At 68.5% G+C, this 17,320-nt stretch carries 19 protein-coding genes; 6 read left to right on the forward strand and 13 right to left on the reverse strand.

Annotation, left to right across the window (positions count from 1 at the left end):
• Nucleotides 1-213 precede the first annotated feature (213 nt).
• The 5 genes from QFZ75_RS08710 to QFZ75_RS08730 form a co-directional block, all read right to left on the reverse strand.
• Nucleotides 214-522: a hypothetical protein gene (locus QFZ75_RS08710; protein WP_307535248.1), complete on the reverse strand. Its 309-nt coding sequence runs from the start codon at nt 520-522 to the stop codon at nt 214-216.
• A gap of 612 nt (nt 523-1,134) precedes the next feature.
• Nucleotides 1,135-2,148, reverse strand: coding sequence for a zinc-binding dehydrogenase (locus tag QFZ75_RS08715; protein WP_307535249.1), 1,014 nt, complete (start codon nt 2,146-2,148; stop codon nt 1,135-1,137).
• Nucleotides 2,149-2,257: 109 nt separating this feature from the next.
• Nucleotides 2,258-2,896, reverse strand: coding sequence for a TetR/AcrR family transcriptional regulator (locus tag QFZ75_RS08720; protein ID WP_307535251.1), 639 nt, complete (start codon nt 2,894-2,896; stop codon nt 2,258-2,260).
• 1,323 nt (nt 2,897-4,219) lie between these two features.
• Complete coding sequence (locus QFZ75_RS08725) at nt 4,220-4,420, reverse strand: hypothetical protein (RefSeq protein WP_307535253.1); 201 nt, start codon at nt 4,418-4,420, stop codon at nt 4,220-4,222.
• A 69-nt stretch (nt 4,421-4,489) separates the two neighbouring features.
• Nucleotides 4,490-4,756, reverse strand: a complete 267-nt coding sequence (locus QFZ75_RS08730; RefSeq protein WP_307535255.1) for a hypothetical protein — start codon at nt 4,754-4,756, stop codon at nt 4,490-4,492.
• Between the two features lie 344 nt (nt 4,757-5,100).
• Between QFZ75_RS08730 and QFZ75_RS08735 the strand changes: the two genes are divergently transcribed.
• Nucleotides 5,101-5,772, forward strand: coding sequence for a hypothetical protein (locus tag QFZ75_RS08735; RefSeq protein ID WP_307535259.1), 672 nt, complete (start codon nt 5,101-5,103; stop codon nt 5,770-5,772).
• A gap of 158 nt (nt 5,773-5,930) precedes the next feature.
• On the opposite strand, the gene QFZ75_RS08740 is transcribed toward QFZ75_RS08735, so the two are convergent.
• Together QFZ75_RS08740 and QFZ75_RS08745 are read right to left on the reverse strand one after the other, a co-directional pair.
• Nucleotides 5,931-6,320 (reverse strand): hypothetical protein, encoded by a 390-nt coding sequence (locus tag QFZ75_RS08740; protein ID WP_307535261.1) that lies wholly within the window; start codon nt 6,318-6,320, stop codon nt 5,931-5,933.
• Entirely contained in the window at nt 6,317-6,826 is a 510-nt protein-coding gene (locus QFZ75_RS08745; protein WP_307535263.1) for a tyrosine-type recombinase/integrase, read from the reverse strand. Before QFZ75_RS08745 ends, QFZ75_RS08740 begins: the two co-directional genes overlap by 4 nt.
• A gap of 827 nt (nt 6,827-7,653) precedes the next feature.
• Between QFZ75_RS08745 and QFZ75_RS08750 the strand changes: the two genes are divergently transcribed.
• Nucleotides 7,654-8,034, forward strand: coding sequence for a hypothetical protein (locus QFZ75_RS08750; protein ID WP_307535264.1), 381 nt, complete (start codon nt 7,654-7,656; stop codon nt 8,032-8,034).
• 117 nt (nt 8,035-8,151) lie between these two features.
• Here QFZ75_RS08750 and QFZ75_RS08755 read toward each other — a convergent pair whose 3' ends face one another.
• The 3 genes from QFZ75_RS08755 to QFZ75_RS08765 form a co-directional block, all read right to left on the reverse strand.
• Nucleotides 8,152-8,937, reverse strand: a complete 786-nt coding sequence (locus QFZ75_RS08755; protein ID WP_307535266.1) for a hypothetical protein — start codon at nt 8,935-8,937, stop codon at nt 8,152-8,154.
• A gap of 309 nt (nt 8,938-9,246) precedes the next feature.
• Entirely contained in the window at nt 9,247-9,465 is a 219-nt protein-coding gene (locus tag QFZ75_RS08760; RefSeq protein WP_307535267.1) for a hypothetical protein, read from the reverse strand.
• A gap of 320 nt (nt 9,466-9,785) precedes the next feature.
• Nucleotides 9,786-10,127: an STAS domain-containing protein gene (locus QFZ75_RS08765; protein ID WP_307535269.1), complete on the reverse strand. Its 342-nt coding sequence runs from the start codon at nt 10,125-10,127 to the stop codon at nt 9,786-9,788.
• A 284-nt stretch (nt 10,128-10,411) separates the two neighbouring features.
• On the opposite strand from QFZ75_RS08765, the gene QFZ75_RS08770 reads away from it, so the two are divergent.
• Entirely contained in the window at nt 10,412-10,750 is a 339-nt protein-coding gene (locus tag QFZ75_RS08770) for an ANTAR domain-containing protein (protein ID WP_307535270.1), read from the forward strand.
• 418 nt (nt 10,751-11,168) lie between these two features.
• Here the strand turns inward: QFZ75_RS08770 and QFZ75_RS08775 are convergent, their stop codons facing one another.
• Complete coding sequence (locus QFZ75_RS08775; RefSeq protein WP_307535272.1) at nt 11,169-11,990, reverse strand: ATP-binding protein; 822 nt, start codon at nt 11,988-11,990, stop codon at nt 11,169-11,171.
• On the opposite strand from QFZ75_RS08775, the gene QFZ75_RS08780 reads away from it, so the two are divergent.
• Nucleotides 11,877-12,173, forward strand: a complete 297-nt coding sequence (locus QFZ75_RS08780) for an STAS domain-containing protein (protein ID WP_307544324.1) — start codon at nt 11,877-11,879, stop codon at nt 12,171-12,173. The two genes, QFZ75_RS08775 and QFZ75_RS08780, sit on opposite strands and share 114 nt — an antisense overlap.
• Before the next feature lie 480 nt (nt 12,174-12,653).
• The gene (locus tag QFZ75_RS08785) at nt 12,654-13,283 is read left to right on the forward strand and encodes a hypothetical protein (RefSeq protein WP_307535274.1); all 630 of its coding nucleotides are present in this window, start codon (nt 12,654-12,656) and stop codon (nt 13,281-13,283) included.
• A gap of 338 nt (nt 13,284-13,621) precedes the next feature.
• On the opposite strand, the gene QFZ75_RS08790 is transcribed toward QFZ75_RS08785, so the two are convergent.
• The gene (locus QFZ75_RS08790; protein ID WP_307535276.1) at nt 13,622-14,392 is read right to left on the reverse strand and encodes a GAF and ANTAR domain-containing protein; all 771 of its coding nucleotides are present in this window, start codon (nt 14,390-14,392) and stop codon (nt 13,622-13,624) included.
• A 321-nt stretch (nt 14,393-14,713) separates the two neighbouring features.
• Complete coding sequence (locus tag QFZ75_RS08795) at nt 14,714-15,190, reverse strand: ATP-binding protein (RefSeq protein WP_307535277.1); 477 nt, start codon at nt 15,188-15,190, stop codon at nt 14,714-14,716.
• Between the two features lie 384 nt (nt 15,191-15,574).
• Here QFZ75_RS08795 and QFZ75_RS08800 point away from each other — a divergent pair, with 384 nt between their 5' ends.
• Entirely contained in the window at nt 15,575-15,994 is a 420-nt protein-coding gene (locus tag QFZ75_RS08800) for an STAS domain-containing protein (protein ID WP_307535279.1), read from the forward strand.
• Nucleotides 15,995-17,320 lie beyond the last annotated feature (1,326 nt).

Genomic DNA, 17,320 nt, shown 5'->3' on the forward strand with positions numbered 1-17,320 from the left:
AGGTCGGACGGGCCTGCCCGGCCCGGGCGGATCGATCGTCTCTGCGAGCCCCGCGCGATCCGCGCCCGTCCGGTAGACCCTGGCTCCCGGCAGCCGTATGCCGCCACTCACGCCTCCGCGCGGGATAAACCGCCTGGAGCGGGCGGCGGACGGTTCGTTCACGACGGGAAAGAGTTCCTGCCCCGCCGCGCACGCGCGGGTGAGGCGCGGAACCTACATCTGGCGGCGTACGGCCGTGACGCCGTTCCAGAGGTGCGGCAGCGCTTCGAGATGTCCGCTCAGTTCGGCCCGCGCGCTCGCTTCCTGAACCGAAGCCGCGCCGCCCAGGAGTGCGGAGCGGGCGGTCTCCAGACGGCGTACCGCCCACCGGCCGCATCGCGCCCGCTGCGCGACGCGGGCGACCCGCAGGGATCGTGCGGCACGGCTCAGCGCCGGATGCCCGGCGCCGAGTTCGTTGCCCAGGCGGACGTGGAGCAGGCGCAGGTCGTACCAGAAGGTGTAGGACACCTCTGCCAGGAACACCTGTGTGCAGATTCGGGTGATCAGCGCGGGGGCAGAGGCGGAGCTGGACGGAACCGGCACGGGGTTGCCCTTGTTCGGAGGGAGCGGAGGGTTCAGCGCGGGCGGGATGACGACCGGGCGGCCGGGGCTTGGGCAGGGAGCCGTGGGCACGAGAGTGTGGCCTGGGGCGATGAGCCCGGTTTTCACGGAGGGACGATGGACATCGGCCCTCGGTCCAAGGAGGGCTCGGCCGGAGAGGTCCTGTACGGCTTCCGGGCGCTCAGCACCGTTCATCCCCGCGGCCCGAGCTCTTCGGCTCGGTCCTCATGCCATGGCGGTGCATGGTGACGCGTTGTCTCGCCGGTCAGGGTGGAGAGGTCGCCGCAGGGAAGCGGGGACGAAACCCGGCATCGGCGGCGCACGCCCGGACCGTACTCATGAGCGCAGCCCACTGGGCGACGAGTCGCCTGTCCGGGAACGTTTAGCTCTGGCGGCCCGCCGATGCGCCGGCCTCTGGCCCCCCTCTCCCGGCCCCCGTCCTTGATGCGCTCTGCGGCATCGGTGTCTGCGCCCGCGCAGAGCTGGGGACGGGAAGGGGGAAGAGCGGACGGTCCACGCAGCGCCAGGTCCGGATCAGGGGATGAGGACCAGGCGGATCGGGGCCGGGCCTTCGCCGCGCAGGAGGCGTTCCAGCGCCTGGCCCGCTTCGGCGAGCGGAAGGACGTCGGTCACGGAGCGGGAGAACTCGAGGCGGCGGCGGCCCACCAGCGCGACGAGTTCCCGTATGTGCTGGTCGGTGGACCCGTAGTGGCCCAGGATCTGCTGCTTAAAGTAGCTGAGGTGGGTGCCGTTGGTGATCACCAGTGGCTTGTCGGTCAGCCCGGCGAGGACCAGCTTGCCGCCCGGGGCGAGGCACGTCACCGCCTGCTCACGTACCGCGGGAACGCCTGCGAAGTCGAACGCCACGGCCAGTCCCCCGCCCCCGGTCTCGGCGAGCAGCTTCTCCCGGAGTCCGGGGTCCGCGGGATCGAAAGCAGCGTCCGCTCCGAGCTGCAGGGCACGATCCCGCGCCTCGGGCAGCGGGTCCACCGCTATGACGGGTGCCGCGCCGATCATGCGCAGCAACTGGACGGCGTGCACCCCCAGTCCGCCGGCGCCCCAGACGGCGACGGGCTGCGCCGGGCGGACCGCGGCGGTGGTGGTGATGGCCGCCCACGGCGTGGACACCGCGTCGGGAATGATGGCGGCCTGCTCGAACGGCAGGTCGTCGGGGATCGGTACGAGGGTGGTCTCGGAGGCGAGGGCGTACTCGGCCCAGCCCCCGTCGTAGTCGACTCCGCGTGTCCACACGGCGCCTTCGCGCTTCTCGCCGGCCTGCAGCAGTACGCGCGCGCCCGGCTGCCAGCCCGTCACCCCGGAGCCGAGTTCGGCCACGGTGCCGGCCACCTCGTGGCCCAGCGTGACCGTGTCGCCGTCGAGGAACAGCGGAGTGAGGCCGCCCTCGACGAGATGGGCATCGGAAAGGCAGACGCCGGCCGCCTCGACCTTGACGAGTACCTGGCCGGGGCCGGGACGCGGGACAGGGACATCCTGGAGGGAGAAGGTGCGGGTCTTGACGTTGAGCCGTCCGGCGAGCATGACAGTCACCTGTTCTTCATTGGAAGAGAGAAAGGGAAAGGGCGAGCACGGGGAGAAGGCGAGCACCAGGGAAGACGGGCCCTGCGCACGTAAGCGGGCGGATGCCACGGCCAGCGGTTCAGGCCGGGCCGGGGCCGGGCAGAGCAGGGCTGACGGTGTGCAGAGCGCCGGTCAGCGCGGCAACGGCCACGTCCACCACCACCGGCCTCATGACGTCACGGCCGCCATCCTCGAGCCAGGCCAGGCAGGCGGATTCGACGAGACCGAGGTAGCCGTCGAGGGCGATGACGACTCCGGGGTCGCTTTCCGGCAGCGCGAACATGTCGGCGACCAGGCGGCGGTAGGCGCGCCTGCCCTCGTCGCGGACGGCGAGCGCGGCCGCGGGAACCGATCCCGGTGAACGCATCAGCACGGCCCACCCATTCGGCCCCTCGGCCACGAAGCTGAGGTAGACGTGCAGGCCGGCCCGGGCCCGCGCCCAGCCGTCGGCGGCGGACCCCAGAGCGGCGTCGGCTTCCCGGTGACGCTCCAGCAACTGGCCCAGCGCGTGCTCCACCATGGCCGCGTACAGTCCGGCCTTGCTGCCGAAGTACCGGTGTGCCAAAGCCTCCGAAGCACCGGCCGCGCGGGCGATCGCGGCCACCGACACCTGCGAGTACTCCGCCGCGTCGAAAGCGTGACGTGCGGCTTCCAGGAGCGCGGTACGGCGCTCGGCCTCCCCCAGCCTGCGCCGGGGAACACGGTCTGATTTGCTCATGCCCATGATCGTACACATTATTGAGTCGGACTCAGTAACGTGCACGAGGGGAGGGCGGCACGCCACAGTGAGAACCACAGCGAAACGCAACCTCGGAGGGCATTTGATCTAGGCCGTATGCCGAAAGTGGATCTTTAGTGGTGGATCATGGTCCGGTGATACGTCGCCACGAACTGTCCGATGTCGGGTGGGAGTTCGTCACCTGTGCGGCAGCCCTACGCCACCCGCCAGGCTCTCTCAGGGGTGCGGGGAGGGTGCTGCCACCGTCGGCAGGACGAGTACGCCGTCTTCTGTCGCTGTGACGGCATGTCCCCACTGCATCAAAATCCCTGCCACCGCGGTCTGCACCACTACCTGGATACTGCCGTCCGGTGCACGGCCGGATCCGGCCGTCGGCAGTACCTGGAACCCTTCCGATGCCACCCACCTGACAAGCACGCCCTGGGGCACCTCGCTCACCCGCAGGCCCGAGGTGTCCGCATCTGCCTGTGCGACCAGGTAGAAGCCCGCCCCGCGAAGAGCATGCTCCACCTGGGACACAAGGACAGACGTAGGCGAAGAACTAACCCCAGTTCCCCGGATCAAGCCTTCCATGCGTGTACCGCCTGCCGCTTACGGAGCCGTGCGGCCGACGACGTCCCCGTCCGGATCATCGGCCAGAGCGATCACCGCCGCGACGCGTTTGCCCACCGCCTCCCGGCACACCTCCGTAAGCCTGGCTGAAAGCGCCGGTCATCATGAGCGAGAACCGGCTCTCAGGAAAGCCATACCTCCCTCCATGCCGGGTGCAGCTCGTAGGGCGGGGGCTCACGTGCCCGCGCCGAACAGCAGGCCGCCGCGGGCTGACGAATACCACGGCGTCCTGGGGAGGTGGCCGGCGTCCTTCCCGCCTGCCGCAGCCGTCCGAATCCCATGCTGTCGGACCTGCCCCGGCCTGTTCTATATTCCGAACAGGACCCTCGCCGCTCTGCCGGTCATCACCTGCGACGGGCTGCCGGCCCGCAGACACCGGCCTTTGGACCGTACTGAATATCCGGCCACAGTGGATGGCTGGAGCCGCATCGCCGACAACACGGCTCCAGCCCTTCGTCCTCCCCGCCCCGGTTCGAGCCCGGGATGAACTCCCGCACATCCCGGGAAGGGGTGGGGAGGACGGTCAGTGCGAGGCGGCGATGTGGGGGGGCCAACGCCGTCCTCGCACCGCGCGGCCGCCGCCGGGCTCGCCCGCATCCGGCGGCGGCCGTTCACGACTTCGCCAACACCAGCCCCGGACATCCCCTGCAGCTGCCGGCCAGCGAGCCCTACCCAGGCTGCCCGCGCCCTTCACGGCTCCTGGCCCGGGTCGAATTCCCGCAACGCCGTCCGCATCGCACCGAGCGCGGTGAGATCGGCACCCGCCACGAACTGCTCCAGCAAGACACCGGCCCGCCAGTGCTTCCTGCCGCGGACGGCCTCCACGACCTCCTCGACAACCCGACACCGGGCCTCGTCGAACGGCATGCTCCCCGCAGCACCGGCTGCCATCAGACCGCCCCCTCACACTGCCCAGTGTCCTCCTGCCCGGCCCGCAGGAGGGCGGTATGACAACACCGGTCAAAACAGGCCGCCCACCAGGCGGATGCGGCGTAGCTGCCGGGCGGTCTGCCGCGCGAGGACCTGGCGGTCGATGCACGGGTCGACGGCCGCGAGGACCAGGCGCCGGAGTTCGTCCGGCTTCAGCGCTTCGACTTCCCACTGCACGGAGTGCTCGATGTCAAAGCCGTAGCGGCGCGCGAAGGCCGGCCACCGAGGACCGCCGCGCTTACCCTCGGTCGCCAGCAGCTCGTAGTCGTGGACGACTTGGTCATAGGTAAACAGCACCCGCCCGGTATGGCTCCAACACGCTGTACGCGCTGTCCAGTCGCGTACGACGTCCTCGCCGGAACAGTCAAAATCACCGATGTTTCTCCGGGGCGCCGCAAGCGTACGGTTCGAATCCACGCAGCTCAGAGGCGGTCGCGGTAACGACAGCGGGTGCAACAGGTGTGGTGCACGAGGCTGGCCGCAGGTTCACCCGCTGGCGCAAGGAATTACCGGTGCGGGTAGAGACGGCATCGGTCGGTTCGAATATTTGGGCGTGCGGAATAGGGCAGCGCTGTCCGTGTCTTCAGCTCGACGGAGGGCTGCGGCCTGCTTTCCCTTGGCTGCTGGGTAGCGTCCTTCTGGTGAATCTCAACCTCTTCAACGATGTGCCCGACGGCCTGACTCGACGAGCTCGATCGTTCGTCCAAGCGCACGGAGTCAAAGTCGACGTCAGGCACGTCGAGGACCACAGACAGTGGTGGCTTGAGCGAGACGTCCCGGCGGCGGTCATCGACCGGATGGCGGCTCATGAAGAGCGCTGGGGCGGTCTGGTCCTACCACCCGCGTCTCAGTACGACGGCGGCCCGAGATATCTCGAAGCGGACCCCCCTGAAGGCTCTGCGTCCGAAGGTTGGTGGTTCGAGGCTGGGATGCAGCGGACCGCGGTCCCATACAGGTTCACGATCGGTCCGTCTGGCGAGTTCGGCACTCACTCAGGTCGATGGATGCCTCTCCATGCCACCGTCGAAGGCTGGGTGGAATCCCTCGCGCTGACCCACCACGCGTCCATGTGGGCGAAACAGATCATCAAGGTCACCGGCGACGATGTCGACGGCATCGTGGCGGACACGTTCGAACCGGTGCGCGAAGTGATGGGCCTGGCCGACACTTGGTGGCGAGGAGCCGACTCACTGGTGGCGGTCTATACAGATGAAGCCGAGGCCCTCTCCTTTCCGCGGGGCCGCACTGCGTTGATCTACTCCGGCTTGGATGAGTGGGGCCTGCAGGGAGGCGTCAAGGACAGCGCCAGCTGAGGACATCAGGAGTGATCCAGCGTCTCGCCGACGTCTGTTCGGCGGGCCACCTCGGCTGCGTAGGCGGTCCTGATGGCCCCAGCGGCCCAGCGCTCAGCTGCTGCGGGGCTGATGCCGAGCAGGCGCTGGACCTCTGGCAGGTGTCGTGACCTGAGCTTTCAGCGCTGTCGGGTCGGGTCGCGGTTGAGCTGGGCCACGAGTTCGCGGTTGGTCGCGCGGGCGGCGTTCAGCTCGTCGCCACCCACGCCGGGAGTGGTGCGCGGGAGCTTGACGAACTCCTCCAGCGGCAGTCCCGACTTGCGGTGCTGGTCCTGGCACGTGCGGCACAGCCCACGGCTTTTCGACGGCAGATCGCACTCCGGCACCGGGCAGGCCCGCATGCCCAGCAGGGGGTGGCCGACCGGCGCGCTCAGCACACGTCGTTCAGCGTCCCAGCCGACCTCCGCGAAGAACCCCGGCTCGATCAGCGACCGCAGGAACGCGGCCCGCTCCTCCTCGCTGGCGCCTGGAGTCGGCGGCGCCGCGGGGAGCGTCACCGCCGCCGTCATCGGCCCTCTCCCGCCAGCTCACGCGGCGAAGGCACTCGGTCCACGGCCCGGCGCAGCCGGTCCGGGTCCGGGTGCAGGTACGGCTCGGCGCTGGACAGCCGCGCGTGATCGAGCAGGGCGGCCACCTCATCCAGACTGCCGCCGACGTCCGCGACGTTGCTGGCCATCGCGTGCCGGAGCATGTGCGGTGTCACGATCCGCGACAGCCCGGCCCGCTTCGACAGCCGCACCAGCAGCTCGGTGACGCCATCCGGGCTCATCGGGGCGCCCAGTGGCTCAGCGAACAGGTTCACCAGCACGAAGTCGCTCGCCGCGCCGTGCGGCAGCGCCATTCGCTCGATCACGTACTGGTCGTGGGACTGGACCACCAGGAAGTCGACCGGCTTGGCCTTCCCCGGTCCCGCGCTCCGCTGCCGCTTGGCGAACGCCCGGTTGATGTTCTCCCGCCGCAGGACATGGAGGTGGGAGCCGGTCATCCGGCAGCCCAACGCGGTGGAGTCCGGCATGAAGTGCATGTCCTCGCGCCGCAGGCCCGCCGCGATACCGCGGCGTAGTCCAGCTCGGGCGACATGTACGTAGGAATCGGGTCGCCCATCGGGGCCTCCGTGCTCGGTGGGTCGCTCCCTCGCACGCTCACTGTTCCCGCAGTCACCGGCGTGGTTGAACCGCACGCGCCCCCGCAGGTGCTCCAGCGGCCTCGCCCGCCGCGCCGCAGGGCGGGCATATCTGCTCGTCAGAACCTGTGGAATGCGTAAGCGCCGACGCCCACGGACTAGAGGTCCGTGGGCGTCGGCGCTTACGGCGGTCAGTTCTGCTGTCACGCTCTGGCCTGAAGAGATCGGCTCTCTGTAAACCATGTTTTCGATCATGTTGCTTTGCGCTTGGGCGTGGTGGGGTTCGTGAGCTGTGTGTACAACTCACGAACCAATAGGGCAGATTGACCACGGCCTTTTCCTGGGCTGGACCGTCACCGCAGGACTCATGCGCTACAGCGGACCCGCCTACCGGTACCGACACCGCGAACTCCAGCACTGGCTCCGCCGGCACCCCACACAAGCCACCTGACGGGAAGCCCGCCCGGGTGTGAGCAGCCGCCTCCACGACGGTCAGCCAGCCGATGACGACCGGACGACAGCAGCCACCCGGTCACCACACGACAGCAGTCCGCCGCCCCTCATGCACGCCCTGCCATCAAGCAGCCGGCACTCCACACTGCCGGCACTCACCTGCTGCTACCAGCACGCCTGCTCACGCCACGGCCGGATTTCGACGCTTGACCTTTCAACTTATGCGCCTCTAGCGTGCCAGCATCCCCTACCGAATGGAGTGTTCCATGCGCCTGAAGGCCCTTGCCCTGGCAGCCATACCCGCAGCTTTCCTCGGTGTCATGGTCTCCGCGCCGACCGCTTCCGCCTGGTCCCCCGGCAACTGTCCGCAGGGTTCGTTCTGCACCTGGGCCGACTACTGGTACGAGAAGACCGACCAGACGCCGTCACTGAAGACCGGGACCGAGTGGTCGGGCAATGCCGCCGCGAGCATCTTCTACAACAACACTTCCCGCGACATCACGATGACGTACGTGCGCATCACGGACGGCGAAGACGCGCAGGAATTCACATCCTGCGCCGCCGCGCACTCGGGCAGTTACTTCACCTCACCCATGTACGTCACGGACGTGTCCTGGCGCGAGGACGACGGCACCCCCTGCTGGTGACCGTCCGAGGCCAGCCCGCCGGGACGATAAGGGAGAAAATTCTCCCTCGCTTCCCAGCGGACAAATCGCGCCTTGGGCCGCATCGGACACGACTGTCAGAACCGTTGAAATAGCAGGTCAGCGAGCGCCCGGAGAGCACGGCGCGCGCCGACTACTTACCTGCAGAGCCCACTTCCGCCGGCAAAGAAGGAGCGAGATTCTCCATCGCCCCAGGTCAGGGCATTTTGGAGCCGCTGGGGGTATCACCCCGGGGTGATAAAGGGAGGGGCCAGTTATCGCCCGGGGGTTATAAAACCACGTCGGTTTGTGCATCAGGGGGACAACCTGCGAAAGGGTGCCCGCGAGGTCGGCAGGCCAGATGTGCACTGGGGGCGCGAGCCAGGCGTCGATATCGGCCTGGACGTAGCCGCCCGCGCGGCGGGTGAGTTCGTCCCGGACGGCTTCGTCCCCGGTACGGGGTTCGGTCTGCTCCAGCGTGCCCAGCTCGCGCAGCGCCTGGAGCTCATCGGCGCGGGCCGCGATCCGGGCGGCTTCGCGTAGCTCGGCTTCCCGGGCATCGGCGGCCGCGGCGTCGGCGGCGAGCTCGGCCTGGACGACGTCGTCGACGTCGTCGACGTCCGGGTCGTAGACGGTGCCCGGCACCGCGTCGGCCAGCAGCTGGTGCAGGCGCTCCCGCTCCGCGAGCTCCGCCCGGCCGCGGACGTCGTCGGCCAGGTCCTCGTGCCGCGAGTCCTGCCGGGCATCGAACCGCGCTTCCTCGAGGGCCGCCGCGACGGCGCCGGCGTCCATGCGCTTCGCCCGGCGCCGTACGACGCGGGCGCGGTCGACCGGCTCGCGGGGCGCGGCGACGCGAGGGACGAGCGGTCGGCGCATGGTGCTCCGGGGTGGCCAGGGCGTGGTCATCGGCACGGGTGCCCCATTGCGTGAAATACGACTCGGCGATGGCTTCCGCGACGATCGGATTTAGATCTTCCTCCGTCGCTCCGGCTTCCTGGAGCTCCAGAATCTGCTTCGCGTAGGTGGGCGAGATCGGGGTGGTGATGGTGCGGATGCGGCCTTCGTCCGAGCACGTGAATCCGAAGTACGCCGTCACCTCCACCATCATCCCGCCGGAGGTGGACGCCTGTTCGCGTGCCTGTGCCCTGACCTGGGGTTACCACTCGGATTCGATCTCCTCCACCAGGGCGGCTTGGAGGCGCTTCTGCGGGGACGTCAGCTTCCCGGCCCGGTAGGCTCCACTATCCGGCGTGAAACGCCCAGGCGCTCCGCCAGGGCCTTGGTCGACCCCTTGGCCCGCGCGAGAAGGAACTTCACCTGAGTCTTTGCGGATTTCGGCGCGGGTCGGGTGAAGACCTTCCGCTCCGCCCGCACCAAGACCTCCAGGCCCTTGCCGCGACGCGGGGCCGGCTGCTGCTGCTCGTGATCGCTCATGACTCCCAGGGATCACGGATCGCCTGTGGACAAGAGCCGGGCTGCGCGACCAAGTTGCTTGCGACCAAGTTGAGAGAGGTTTGGGACGGCAGAGGGAGGAACGCCTTGCAGCCCGGTGGCTGGCTGCTGTTCACAGACGGCATCACCGAAGCCCGCGGCATGGACTACCACCAAGACGGCTGGAGGACGACGTCACCGTTTCGCTCTGCGGGTGGCACGGTCCGGGCACTCGGTGAGAGGAAGGGGACGCGGTTGTCCGAGCCACCGCTGGAGGAGCCTGCACCACTTGAACGGAGTGAGGGTCGGACCGGCAGAGCCGCCTACCTCCGGAGGGCGGCTTCCAACGTGGGGTAGACGTCGATGACCTGGTCCAGGCCGACGATCTGCATGGTCTGCAGGGGTGTAGCGGGGACGCTGCTGAGGCGCAGCCAACCGCCTGCGGCGTGCAGGCTGCGGTTGGCGCGGAGCAGGGCGTTGATGCCGGTGGAGTCGGTGAAGGTGACGTGGGAGAAGTCCGCGACGGCGCAGGGCAGTCGGCCGGTCGTGGTGAGGGCACTCTCCAGGGCTGCTGCGCTGTTGTAGTCCAGTTCCCCCGTGGGGGTGAGAACGGTGATGCCGCGCGGGGTGAGGGTCGTGCGGATCTGTAGGCGTTCGCTATGCAAGGTGCCACCTTCCTGGCGGCTTCGGGACCGTCGGCCGTGAGAGGGGCCCGGTCATCAGCCCAGCTCAGTTGCCCTGCCGGTGTCAACTTCCGCGGAGCTCCCTGGCTGTCGACGACCGTGAGCAGACCGCGCTCTTCGAACTCGCCGACGGCTGCGGGCAGGAGAGCGTCGACTATCAGCCGACGCCGTAACGGGCCCCGGTCCGGACCCGTGCAAGCGGTTGCGCCCGCCGGATGCGGGACAGACGCTCATCAGATGAGGAGGGTACAAGGAGGGAGTCGACGGTGACAGCCGACGCCATATCCGCTGCCGGTCTTTCGGCACAGCCACCTGCACAGGAGCAGCTGGAGGAACTGCGCGAGGAGAACGCACAGCTTCAACGGGCGGTGCACTCACACGCTGTGGTGGACCAGGCCATCGGTGTCGTCGTCGCCGTGGGCCGACTGACACCCGAGCAGGGCTGGCACGTCCTGCGGGAGGTCTCCCAGCACACCAACATCAAACTGCGGCATGTCGCGGAATACCTCGTCGCATGGGCCCACACCCAGGAACTGCCCGAGCGCATCAGCGCCCAGCTGCAGCACCAGCTGGAGAGCGCGCACATCCTGCACATCAAAGAATGAGCAGGATGGAACAGGACTGGTGAAGGAAGAAGTGGTGACCCGGTCGGTCACGGCGGGGTTTGGACAAAAGCCCCGGCAGAGTCCTCCGGGCGCGCTCCGGGGGACTTTGTATGCCACACCAACCAATGCTTGATGCCCCGCACGGATGGCGGAGCAGAGCGTATCCCCTGCATGGATCCGTCGTTGATACGGCAGCGCGCTCCGGCCCTCCCTCCTGGCCGGATGCGTTGTTGCCGAGGGCCCGGCGTACCGCAGTCGCCGCCGGGTCCTCTCCTACGTCCGGCACAGGCGGCACGCCTTGGACGAAGACGCCGGCCGTATCCGTCCCCTCGTGCAAGAGGGCCAGCACCTGAACACAGCCGGCCCCCATACCGGCTCGATCTTCGGGTGCAGCAGCAACGACTGTGCGTGAGGAGACTCAGACCAGGGTGCGCGCCACAGCCTCGCCGGGCGGATCGGCCAGCGCGATGTGCGCCGTGATCCGTTTGCCCGCCGTATCCGGCCGCACCACGAGGTATGCGCTCACCGCTTTGACGATCTCCAGACCGTGCTGGCCGATCCGGCCCGGATCGGATCTCTGCGCCACCGGCATGACGGGCGCGCTGTCCCACATCGTGACCTCCACCCACTGCGTGGTGATCCCCAGTTTCATCATCACCGGCCCCGGCGCGTACTTGAGCGCGTTGGTGACCAGCTCGCTGACGACCAGCTGGGTGAGATCCCTGGCCCGCGCCGGCACCACCACACGGTGTTCGGCAACAGCCCGGTCCAGAAAGGCAAGAGCGTGCCGGCGGGCCTGGGCGATGCAGCCGCCGCCCGCGTCCAGCGCGTAGCTTGCCTGCATCAGACCGGCCGTCGGCGCCGTCCGGCCAGTACCCTCGCCGTCGGAGTCCAACTGCTCTCGCCCCTCTTCACGTGGTCGACATCTCGGTGTACCCGGCGTCCGACCACCCACACCGCCAAGAACCACCATCAGACACCACCGGCGTGTGGTGACTTCCCAGTAGGGCAGAATCGCCCTGTCCCCGCACTTTAAGTTGGTGCAACAGTCGAAGAGACGGTAAGCAGGATCCACGAGGCCAGCCCGGAAGACCGGCTCTCCATCGAATGCCGCACCCACGGCGGCATCCTTGTCGTCACCGTCAAGGGCGAGCTCGACGCCGACGTCTGCCCGATACTCGAAGCCGCTCTGCACGTTCGAGACGGCCTCCAGCCGCCGCGCATCGTCCTCGACCTCCACGGCCTGACCTTCATGGACTCCAGCGGCGTCAACCTCTTCGCCAACACCTACCAGATGCTCAACGCCGCCGGCGGATGGCTGCGCATCGCCGCCGTACCCGCCGTCGAACGCGTCCTGAACCTGGTCGGCCTCGACACCGTCATCACCTGCCACCCCACCCTCGAAGACGCCCTCAACGGCTGAGCGCAGCCTCAACCCCGACCGGCCAGCCCTCGCGCCGCCGTACGTGCTCGGTGTCTGTTTCTGCACCCTGAACAAGCAGGTCAAGGGCCATCAGCCCGAGATAGGAACTTTGCGCAAGCGTTCGGGGAACGGTCACAGTGGCCGTTCCCCGAACGGAAGCCGGTGGGCTCACGGATGCGAGCGGGAGATGTGGCGTACGCCGTGGCGCTGCTCATCAGCAGCGCCACCCAGAGGCCCCGGGGACTCCCACAGCTTGATCAATCTCAAGTTGGCCGCGACCAACTTGGTCCGTGGGTTCAGATCAACCGCCGAACCTGAGCCGACCACGGGCGGGAGTGAGAGATCACCGGCCTCGAACCCAGTGGCAGGACGGTGACAATCGGGACGGATCCGTAGCGGACGTACAGGGCAACCGTCACGGGTGGTGGTGGGTCGTACGGGGGGCAAGGGCACAAGCCCGCGCATTCGACGCGGGAAACAATGGGGGAGACCATGCAAATCCGTACCCGAGGCATCCGTACCACCGTGGCCGCGCTGGCGGCCGTGGCCGGTGTCGCCGCAGCCGCTGTCCCGGCCGCCGCCGCCACGCCGGCCTCCGACACACCCCGGTTCCTGGAGCCGGCCGACCTGCCGCCCCACCCGTCCTCGCCGTGGTACGCCGGAGCCGTCACGGTCGGCCAGCCCGACCCGCTGCCGATGTGCGTGGGCGACGCGCTGCCGTCCACCACGACGCACCGGGAGTACTGGACGGAGTACGACACGAACGCCCAACAGCTCACGGTCGAAGGGCGCAGCGAACAGTGGGCGAAGGACTTCGCGGCGCTGCTGCGCAAGGACCTGGCCGGCTGCGCGAAGAAGCTCATGCAGCAGGACCCGGACATCACGGCGACGCAGAAGTACTACGGCCGGCTGAACGTCGAGGAGGGCGCCGACGTCTACGGCATCCACACAGCCTCCGCCTGGGGCTCCTCCGACATCGGCCTCTTCTCGGTCGGCCGCGACGGCGCCACCGTGACGGTCGTGCGGTGGGGCCAGATGGGCACCTTCCAGCACGCCCAGGTGGCCGACTTCAAGGCCACGACCGTCACGGCGGTGAACAAGCTGTACTGAGTACCGGCTCTGAACCCTGAACAAGCAGGTCAAGGGCCATCAGCCCGAGATGGGAACTTTGCGCAAGCGTTCGGGGAACGGTCACGGCGACCGTTCCCCGAACGGAAGCCGGCGGGCTCACGTGACGCGAGCAGGAGATGCGGCGTACGCCCTGGCCCTGCTCATCAGCAGCGCCGCCCAGAGGCACCGGGAACTCCCACAGCTTGATCAATCTCAAGTTGGCCGCGACCAACTTGGTCCGTGGGCCACCTGCTACCAGGCTACCGAGCCCCCTCGCTCCGTGGGTTCAGGAACTTCCCAATGTCGTTGTCAAGCCGAGGCACTTCAGCCCTTCACCGTCAGGTCTTGGCGTCATCGGTGTTGTTGGGCGGTGGGGGGAGGGTCACGGTTTCTTCGACGACGTCGCGGGCCAGGACCGCGATGCGGATGTGGTGCCGGCGGGCATGGGCGCGCAGCTGCTGGAAGGCGGCGTCGGGGCCGATGCGGTGGCGGGCGATGAGGAATCCTTTGGCCCGTTCGATGAAGACGCGGGTGTCCAGGGCCTGCTGGAGCTGGTCGTGCACGGCACGGTGCTGGTCGAGGGTGGTCTGCTGGAGCAGGGAGATGGCGGTCGCGTCGGCCAGGGCCCGGTCGGGTTCAGGCAGGCTGCCCGGGGTGCGGCGGAAGAGGTTCAGTACGCCGATGGTCCGGCCGCGCAGGAGGATGGGCGCGGCGTGTACGGAGGTGTAGCCGGAGCGGCGGGCGCGGGTGCTGAAGCGTGGCCAGCGCGGTGTCGGGGCGGCGGCGAGGGGGTGGTCGACAGCAGTGGCGGTGTGGAAGGCGGTGAAGCAGGGACCTTCGCTGGCGTCGAGTTCGAAGAGCTCCACCAGGCGCACGGCCTCGGACGTCGAGGCGACCAGGCGCAGGGATCCGGCATGGGCGGAGAGCATCACGCCGACGTCGTCGATGGCCAGGAGGTCCGTGCAGTGTCCGGCGACACGGTAGAGGAAGTCGTCGGGGACGAAGTCGGCCGCCAGGGTGTCGGCGAGGTCGATGAACGCGGCGGTGACCCTCGCCTCGCGCGAGGGTCCGTCCGCACCGTTGTGCTCGGGCAGCGTCGACGGTGACATGAGGCGGCCTCCGGCGGGATGAGGATCCTGGACCGGAACCGGCAGCACGCTACGGGGACTGGGTGGAACACCACCCGGACACGGCCTGACGCCCACCAACCTACTGCGCATCAGAACGAACGGACCCCGGGCAAAGACGCCGTTTCCGGCGCGGGAGAGCAGCGCCGGACAGGCAGCTCGCTCTCCGGTCCTCCACTGACCACTGGCCGGCCGACGGGCCCTGGGCGCCATCCCGCACCCGGCCGGCATGTGCTGGACACCAGCGAGACGGCAGGTGCGGCGAGGCGGTACTGCCGGCCCGCGCGGCGGGTGGGCGGGAGGTCAGGGGTGGCGGCCGGTGACGTCGCCGCCGGGGTCGTCGGCGAGCATGACCGAGGCGGTGGTGCGTTTGCCGACCGGTTCGCGGTGCACCTCGAAGCTCTGGGACACGGCCATGACGATCTCCAGCCCGTGCTGGCCCACCCGGCCCGGATCCGCGTTGCGGCCCACGAAGAGCACCGAGGCGCTGTCCCAGACCGTGACGGTGATGCTGCCGCGCAGCAGGGCCAGATCGAGCAGGCACGGTCCGGGAGCGTGTCTGATCGCGTTGGTCAGCAGCTCGCTGACCACCAGCTGCACCGTGCCCAGCGCGCGGGCCGAGACCGGCAGGCCGTGGACGGCCTGGAGGCGCTCGAGGAAGTCACGGGCCAGGGCGCGGCCCTGGGCGATGTCGGCGGAATCGCCCTCGTACGCGGCGGACACCGCCACCAGCTCGCTGTCCCCCGGTCGCGAGTCCTGCTTTCGGGCAGCCTCGTCCATGCCAACGACCGCCCTCTTCCTGAGCGTGCAGTTACGCCTGCGCATACCCCCGTTTACGGCCGGCACCACACACCACCGCCACCGGCCCGGGCAGGGCAGGGCAGGGCAGGGCAGGGCCCGAACAGTACTGCGATTTACCGATGTCCTGCACCTTGAAGTACTCACCGGGCCGGGTTCATCGCCCGCGGCACCACCTCGGCCGTGACGTCCTCAGCCAGACATAAACGGGGCCGCTGCGATGCGGTGCCCGTTGCGGGACCGCTGCGGCACAGCCCATGCCAATCCCTGCCCGCCGCCGACTTTCCTCCCGGCCGCTCCTGGCTATCTTTCACATGTCGGTATCCGCTTCGGCAGTGAGGCGGATCGTCAGACACGAGGAAGGTCATGCCCGAATCCCGCGAGCCCCGCCTGCTGATCACCCAGCATCAGCCGGCCAGGGCTGTCGCCACGGTCGCCCTCACCGGCGAACTGGACGTCTCCACCTCCAGCGACCTGCGCGAGACGGTCTCACTCCTCGCGGCACAGCCCGCCCGCCCCGTCCGTCTGTGCCTGGATCTGACCGGCGTCACCCACTGCGACAACGCCAGCCTCTACACCCTGCTCGGCATCTGCCAGGCCCTCGACCTGACCGGCATCACCGTCACCATCACCGCCGCCAGCCCCACCGTCCTGACCGCCGTCCACCACCACGCCCTCGAGAAACGCCTCCCCATCGACGCCGCCCCGCACCGCTTGCGGTCTCCCGCTCAGGAGCATCCCGGGACAGGCCCCGGCGCGGGCTCGCCGGACAGCGCCCGTCACTGACACCACGCATGGCGGCCGCCCGCATCAGTCTTCGGCTTGTCAGATGGGACACCGTCGCGACGGCGGGTTTTCAAAAGTCGTGACCGGCGCCGGGCAGCTGCCGGAGCTGACGGCCTCGAACGGCGAACTGACGGTATGCAAGGAGGCCGGCTTGCCGTCCGGCGGCTCCAAGAACTGGCTGTAGCCTTGCGGGTCACAGAGGGGGCGCTGATGCCGTCACGGGGATACGTACACAGCATCAGCACCTGCGAAAGATTCTGGCACCCACCGCCGGTGCGCGGAAGACCGGTGACGGACGACGGGCCTCGCCCTTTTTGCACCCGATGTTTCAAAATGGCCGTGCTCACCGTTGCAGCCACGTCGGCCGGCGGCAGGCGTCAGCCGCGCCACGGGATACGAGAAGAGCGCCACTTCCTACGAAGCGGCGCTCCCTCTCGCATCGTTCCTGCGCTGGGCAAGATCCGTTTGAAGGCGGGCCCTAGCCCAGGCCGACATTGGTGATGCCGCGGAACACGAAGGTGCGAGCGCTGTCCGATTGCCCGGGCCCGAAGCGCGTGTGAGCTCCGCTGCAGTCTCCCTCTTCCCAGACGACGACCACGTGCGAGGAGAAGTTGTTGTGGAACGACTGGCCCTCGATGTACGAGCCCCAGCGACAGTCTCCCAGCGGGGGAGACTCATCTCGGTCCTGCCGCCGTCAAAGAACAGTGCGGTCCACATGCACATCCGTTCGTACCCGCAGTTGGGTACCCCCCGGGAGCGTGCCTCGGCGGCAGCGGTGGCCGGGCCCGTCACCATGGCCGTGAACAGCCCCATCACGACGGCAAGGAGAAGTTTCCTACGCGCATACACCTCCAGGTAGTTCCCCTGGGGATGTCCCATCGGTTCCGCCCTGATACGTGCCGTACTCGCCTGTCAGCCGAACTGGGGATGATGACGGGGTGTGCTCGGCGCATTCAGGGGCGTATACGAGCTGCGAGAACGAGGCGCATAGAACTCGTAACACGATCATAATTGGTGCTTCTCCGGTCGCCTTCAGCAGATGAGACTGCAAGCCGATGAGACGAAGGCGCCGTGGAGTTCGGTTCAGCGCTCCCCGCAGACGGCAAGGCGCTTGAACTGGCGGAGCAGAGCGAAGGTCTGCTCCGCCACGTACCGGAGTTTGCCCAGGCCCCTGATGTTCGAGGCTCCCTTGCGTGAAATCACCGGCAGGATCCAAGAAGTGGGCCGGAGCCGGTTGTCACCTACAAAGCCACACGCTTTCAGGCGGTGGGACGTGTACCGCTTCCGCAGAACCCCCGTCAGACCATCTCGTCGTTGTACGCGTCC

The organism is Streptomyces sp. V3I8, assembly GCF_030817535.1.
Classification (GTDB): domain Bacteria; phylum Actinomycetota; class Actinomycetes; order Streptomycetales; family Streptomycetaceae; genus Streptomyces.

What these genes read in the sequence shown, in the direction of transcription:
- QFZ75_RS08720 (WP_307535251.1), bottom strand. Translation starts at nt 2,896, where the DNA reads ATGAGCAAATCAGACCGTGTTCCCCGGCGCAGGCTGGGGGAGGCCGAG.
- QFZ75_RS08725 (WP_307535253.1), bottom strand. Translation starts at nt 4,420, where the DNA reads ATGGCAGCCGGTGCTGCGGGGAGCATGCCGTTCGACGAGGCCCGGTGT.
- QFZ75_RS08740 (WP_307535261.1), bottom strand. Translation starts at nt 6,320, where the DNA reads ATGACGGCGGCGGTGACGCTCCCCGCGGCGCCGCCGACTCCAGGCGCC.
- QFZ75_RS08745 (WP_307535263.1), bottom strand. Translation starts at nt 6,826, where the DNA reads ATGCCGGACTCCACCGCGTTGGGCTGCCGGATGACCGGCTCCCACCTC.
- QFZ75_RS08750 (WP_307535264.1), top strand. Translation starts at nt 7,654, where the DNA reads ATGCGCCTGAAGGCCCTTGCCCTGGCAGCCATACCCGCAGCTTTCCTC.
- QFZ75_RS08755 (WP_307535266.1), bottom strand. Translation starts at nt 8,937, where the DNA reads ATGACCACGCCCTGGCCACCCCGGAGCACCATGCGCCGACCGCTCGTC.
- QFZ75_RS08760 (WP_307535267.1), bottom strand. Translation starts at nt 9,465, where the DNA reads ATGAGCGATCACGAGCAGCAGCAGCCGGCCCCGCGTCGCGGCAAGGGC.
- QFZ75_RS08785 (WP_307535274.1), top strand. Translation starts at nt 12,654, where the DNA reads ATGGGGGAGACCATGCAAATCCGTACCCGAGGCATCCGTACCACCGTG.
- QFZ75_RS08790 (WP_307535276.1), bottom strand. Translation starts at nt 14,392, where the DNA reads ATGTCACCGTCGACGCTGCCCGAGCACAACGGTGCGGACGGACCCTCG.
- QFZ75_RS08795 (WP_307535277.1), bottom strand. Translation starts at nt 15,190, where the DNA reads ATGGACGAGGCTGCCCGAAAGCAGGACTCGCGACCGGGGGACAGCGAG.
- QFZ75_RS08800 (WP_307535279.1), top strand. Translation starts at nt 15,575, where the DNA reads ATGCCCGAATCCCGCGAGCCCCGCCTGCTGATCACCCAGCATCAGCCG.